The sequence below is a fragment of the methanotrophic endosymbiont of Bathymodiolus puteoserpentis (Logatchev) genome, from assembly GCF_900128525.1.
Lineage (GTDB): Bacteria > Pseudomonadota > Gammaproteobacteria > Methylococcales > Methylomonadaceae > Methyloprofundus.
Genome location: NZ_FQTQ01000148.1, coordinates 1 through 5,340, shown reverse-complemented (window position 1 = coordinate 5,340; position 5,340 = coordinate 1). Strand labels below are relative to the sequence as shown.

At 41.0% G+C, this 5,340-nt stretch carries 4 protein-coding genes and 1 tRNA gene; all 5 read left to right on the top strand.

Annotated elements, in window-relative coordinates:
- Positions 1-278 precede the first annotated feature (278 nt).
- Positions 279-1,298: a phenylalanine--tRNA ligase subunit alpha gene (pheS, locus tag BQ7314_RS11685; RefSeq protein WP_174483870.1), complete on the top strand. Its 1,020-nt coding sequence runs from the start codon at positions 279-281 to the stop codon at positions 1,296-1,298.
- Between the two features lie 14 nt (positions 1,299-1,312).
- Positions 1,313-3,685, top strand: a complete 2,373-nt coding sequence (gene pheT / locus BQ7314_RS11680) for a phenylalanine--tRNA ligase subunit beta (protein WP_174483869.1) — start codon at positions 1,313-1,315, stop codon at positions 3,683-3,685.
- A 5-nt stretch (positions 3,686-3,690) separates the two neighbouring features.
- Positions 3,691-3,987, top strand: coding sequence for an integration host factor subunit alpha (gene ihfA, locus BQ7314_RS11675; protein ID WP_174483868.1), 297 nt, complete (start codon positions 3,691-3,693; stop codon positions 3,985-3,987).
- On the top strand, positions 3,971-4,324 hold the full coding sequence (locus tag BQ7314_RS11670; RefSeq protein WP_174483867.1) for a MerR family transcriptional regulator: 354 nt from the start codon (positions 3,971-3,973) through the stop codon (positions 4,322-4,324). Before ihfA ends, BQ7314_RS11670 begins: the two co-directional genes overlap by 17 nt.
- An 87-nt stretch (positions 4,325-4,411) precedes the next feature.
- A tRNA-Pro gene (locus BQ7314_RS11665) sits at positions 4,412-4,488 on the top strand.
- Positions 4,489-5,340 lie beyond the last annotated feature (852 nt).

The window sequence follows — 5,340 nt, the reverse complement described above, 5'->3', positions numbered from 1 at the left end:
GGGTCGGGACGAGGTGACGAGGACGAATCGGGGCGCCGAAGGCATTAGCAGTCGCGTTAAGTTTTTGCTGCTTGCTTGGGCAGGGATGCCCAAAACAAGCTTTCGCAAAAATAGCGACTCCCCGCTTCCCAATTAAGCACTTCGGGAGTGATGATATTTTTATGAGGGTCTGTGAGCCGTTATGATTTTTATAGAGAAAGGTTTGAAAAAAGGGCTGAAAAGCCCTTTTTTTTGCTACACCTTTCTATCTCTTCCATCTCAATATAAGCGAAAGAGCCGTGTCAGCCACTCTCGAAGACATTCTTGCGCAAGCATTACAAGAGCTTGCAGCAGCCAACGATTTATCCGCATTAGATCAAATCCGTGTGCAATATCTGGGTAAAAAAGGTGCATTCACCTTGCAGATGAAAGAGCTCGGAAAACTTGACCCAGATCAGCGACGAACTGCAGGACAAGCGATTAATAAGGTTAAAGCCGATTTTCAAACTACCTTAGAAGCCCGCAGAAATGCACTGCAACAAGCAGAACTTGATGCGCGTTTAGCGAGTGAAACCATTGATGTAACTTTGCCTGGAAGAGGGCAGTCAGTCGCAGGATTGCACCCAGTTACGTTAACTTTAAGACGTATTGCAAAAATCTTCTCTAGTGTCGGTTTTAAAGTTGAAGAAGGCCCTGAAATTGAAGATGATTATCACAATTTTGAAGCCTTAAATATTCCTTCGCATCACCCTGCGCGTGCTATGCATGATACCTTTTATTTTGATGCGCATACCTTATTAAGAACCCATACCTCGCCAGTACAAGTACGCGCGATGGAAACTTATCAGCCACCATTAAAAGTGATTGCACCAGGGCGTGTTTATCGCTGTGACTCTGATATTACGCATACCCCTATGTTCCATCAAGTAGAAGGTTTTTTAGTTGATGAGAATGTGAGCTTTGCTGATTTAAAAGGTGTGGTTTATGAGTTTTTAAGCGCCTTTTTTGAGAAAGAGATACAAGTCCGCTTTAGGCCTTCTTACTTTCCTTTTACCGAACCTTCTGCAGAGGTCGATATTGAATGTGTCATGTGTGATGGTAAAGGCTGCCGCGTTTGTAGTCATACTGGCTGGTTAGAAGTCATGGGCTGCGGCATGATCCATCCTGAAGTTTTTAAAGCAGTGAATATCGATACGGAAGCGTATACCGGATTTGCTTTTGGTATGGGCGTAGAACGGCTCGCTATGTTGCGTTATGGCATCAATGATTTACGGTTGTTTTTTGAAAACGATCTTAAATTTCTTGAGCAATTTAATTAAGGAAGGCAGTAATTATGCAATTTAGTGAAGCGTGGTTAAGAGAATTAGTGAATCCTGCCCTTGATACGGCAGCATTAGTAGAACAAATAACAATGGCCGGCCTAGAAGTTGATGCAGTAACACCTGCAGCAGCAGAATTTAGCGGTGTAGTTGTTGGCCAAGTAGTATCAATCACAGCTCATCCCAATGCTGATAAATTAAGAGTTTGTCAGGTTGCCATCGGTGATGCTGAGCCACTACAAATCGTCTGTGGTGCAAGCAATGTACGCGAAGGCTTGAAAATCCCCGCGGCATTAATTGGTGCTGTGTTACCCGGTAATTTCAAGATTAAAAAATCAAAATTACGCGGCGAACTATCATTTGGTATGTTGTGTTCTGAAAAAGAACTAGGCATGGCAGAGGATGCTGATGGTTTAATGGAATTAGCTGACGATGCCCCCGTAGGCATGGATGTACGTGATTATTTGGAATTAAATGATCAACTGATTGAAGTTGACTTAACACCGAATAGAGCAGATTGTTTAAGTATTGAGGGTATTGCGCGTGAAGTCGCTTTACTAAATAACCTGCCATTTTCAGTGGTAGAAGTCACGCCTGTTGCTATTGAGCACCAAGAGACGGTAGCTATAAAAGTGAGCGCCCCAGATGCCTGTCCGCGTTATTTAGGGCGTTTGATCAAAGATGTGAATGCCAGTGCGGCAACGCCTTTATGGATGCAAGAGCGTTTACGCCGTTCTGGTTTAAGAAGTTTAGGTCCCATAGTTGATGTCACAAATTATGTGCTATTAGAGCTAGGCCAGCCTTTACATGCTTTTGATGCCGCAAAATTATCCGGTGATATTGAAGTGCGTATGGCAACAGCAGGTGAGCCGCTTAAACTATTAAATGATCAAGAAATTAAAGTGAATACAGACACTTTAGTGATCGCTGATACAGAAAAAGCTTTGGCCTTAGCAGGTATTATGGGCGGTAGTGAAACAGCTGTATCCAGCACAACAAAAGATATATTCCTAGAATGTGCCTTTTTCTCGCCTAGCTTTATGATGGGAAAATCACGTCATTATGGTTTACATACAGATTCATCACATCGTTTTGAACGGGGTGTTGATGCGGGTTTACAAACACGTGCTATAGAGCGTGCAACACAATTAATCGTAGAAATTGCTGGTGGCAGTGTCGGACCAGTAATAGAAGAGGTTGCTGAGGCTCAATTACCAGAGCGCGTAGCGATTACTTTGCGTCAAAAACGTATCCAGCGTATTTTGGGTGTCGATTTAGAAGCATCTGTTGTAGAGGGGATATTACAGCGCTTAGGTATGTCAGTCTCTAAAGAAGCAGAAGGCTGGCAAGTGACAGCGCCAGGTTTTCGTTTTGATATTGCTATTGAAGCAGACTTAATTGAAGAATTAGGGCGTGTATATGGCTATAACAACTTACCACAAAGCAGCTTGTTAATGCGCTCTGCATTAAGTCAAGCACCTGAAGCGATTTTAGATATAGATCAACTGAAGGATGTTTTAGTTGCGCGTGATTATCAAGAAGCTATTACTTATAGTTTTGTTGCCGAAGAATTACAAAAATCAATTGTACCTAATGATAAATATATAAAATTACAAAACCCAATTTCAGCCGATCTTGCGGTAATGCGGACGACGCTTTGGTGTGGGTTGCTTCAAGCCGCCGCTTACAATACTAAGCGTCAGCAAAGCCGAGTACGTTTATTTGAAGCAGGGCAACGCTTTTTAGGAACGGGAGCCACAGAGCAAGAGAAAATGTTAGCAGGCCTTGCTTTAGGCTCAGTAATTCCTGAGCAATGGGGTGAAAAAGCGCGTAAAGTTGATTTTTATGATGTTAAAGCTGATGTCGAAAGCTTATGTGCTTTGACTGGACATCAGGTGCAATTTATTGCAGCTCAGCATTCGGCATTGCACCCAGGGCAAAGTGCGGAAATTAAAACCTTAGAGGGGCAATCTTTAGGCTGGGTAGGTATGCTACACCCAACACTAGAAAAACAATTAGGTTTTGACGGTAATGTATTCTTATTTGAATTGGCACAAAACGTATTATTAGAGCGTCAAGTGCCAGTTTTTAATGGCTTATCGAAATTTCCATCAGTACGCCGTGATTTGGCTTTATTAGTTGCCGAAGAAGTTTCTTTTCAAGCAATTAAACAGTGCATTGAAAGCTGCAATGAAGACCTAATCAAAGAAATTAATGTGTTTGATATTTATCGTGGACAAGGCGTAGAGCAAGGCTATAAAAGTATCGCTTTAGGTTTAACCATGCAAGATAGCACACAAACACTCACAGATTCAGAAATTGATGCTATAGTAAACAAAGTGTTAGACGCTTTATCTAAAAATATTAGCGCAAAATTGAGAGACTAGAATAAATGGCAGTGACAAAAGCAGACTTCGCAGAAAGATTATTTGACGAATTAGGGTTAAATAAGCGCGAAGCAAAAGAAATGGTTGAACTTTTTTTTGAAGAAATTAAACTAGCTCTGGAGACAGGTGAGCAGGTTAAAATCTCTGGGTTTGGAAAATTTGAATTAAGAGATAAAAGTAGCCGCCCAGGAAGAAACCCAAAGACCGGTGAGGAAATTCCTATTTCTGCACGTAGGGTGGTCACCTTTCGAACAGGACAAAAGTTAAAAACGCGAGTAGAAGCTTATGCTGGAACCGAGTAATAATAATGAATTACCTGCAATCCCTGCAAAACGCTATTTTGCCATTGGTGAAGTAAGTGAATTATGTGGGGTTAAACCCCATGTATTGAGGTATTGGGAGCAAGAATTTGAACAATTAGAACCTGTTAAAAGGCGTGGCAATAGGCGTTATTACCAACGTAATGATGTTATGCTGATTCGTCAAATTAGAGCTTTATTATATGAGCAGGGTTACACCATTGGTGGAGCTAGAGCACATTTACTAAGTGATGATGCTAAAGGTGACTCTGTGCGCACTAAGCAAGTCATTCATCAAATGATTGGTGAGTTAGAGGATATTTTAGAAATCCTAAAATAATCATTGAAAAGTTACTTAGTTGCTCTATACTTAATCGGCTAGATTGATGATTTAATTAGTCATTAATGTTTAAAAAGTTCAAATTGTCGGGACGTAGCGCAGTTTGGTAGCGCACCACACTGGGGGTGTGGGGGTCGCAGGTTCAAATCCTGTCGTCCCGACCAATTGAATTAAGGGTTTACATGTAAGTGTAAGCCTTTTTTTATGTGTGAAATTCGCTCTAGCGGCGATGAGTTGTCATTTTGTAACCGTATTTTGTGCTTTGCTAGTGTTAATCGTTCTATTTGATGGTTAGCTGCTTATTCAAGAATAAGCATATCAGGTAGTTTTATGTGGGGCTGCTTTAAATCAATGGATTATCCTTGTTATTATTGGGAATCCTAATATCGCCATACGAGTGATTGAGCTGTAGACGCATTCATTAATAGTTATGTGTTTATTTTTAAAGAGGCTGATAATGGTAGGGCTACGTTCATACACGCCAATAGTGTATTGGTGTCTAATAAATATTTAACCCCACTTATCGCGAATTTTTCTCTAAATTTCCACGGGGTCACTCTTAAAAAACGCACTTATTTCAGGTAGCTCGTTAATTATATTGGTAAGTAGAACAGTTTTTTCTTTAATCATCTACTGGTTAAGCTGCTGTTTGATTCAATCATTGGGGGAAGTGTGCTTGTTCTGCTAGCAGAACAAGCTGGCTAGCTACATCACCTTTTAGTTCTCAGGTTTGCATGGTTGGTGCTCCATTAGTTTTTCAATGTATTCTAATTGGTTTGTCTTATATGTGTGGCATTGCTGAGATAGTTATCCCATATAAGTTTTGGCTACAAACGGTTTTAGGGTGTGGGCGTTAGAGTTAGCAGAACGATAGCTATTGCCGAATATATGTAACCGTCAATTAAACCCACCTAGCCAAACCATTCCATTTACTTTAAAGGCGGAATTTTTTCAGTCATTACCCAGGGTAAAAACTGATCTAATGCTTCTGGTTCATAATGTCGCCCCAGTTTAGG

What these genes read in the sequence shown, in the direction of transcription:
- ihfA (WP_174483868.1), top strand. Translation starts at nt 3,691, where the DNA reads ATGGCAGTGACAAAAGCAGACTTCGCAGAAAGATTATTTGACGAATTA.
- BQ7314_RS11670 (WP_174483867.1), top strand. Translation starts at nt 3,971, where the DNA reads ATGCTGGAACCGAGTAATAATAATGAATTACCTGCAATCCCTGCAAAA.
- pheT (WP_174483869.1), top strand. Translation starts at nt 1,313, where the DNA reads ATGCAATTTAGTGAAGCGTGGTTAAGAGAATTAGTGAATCCTGCCCTT.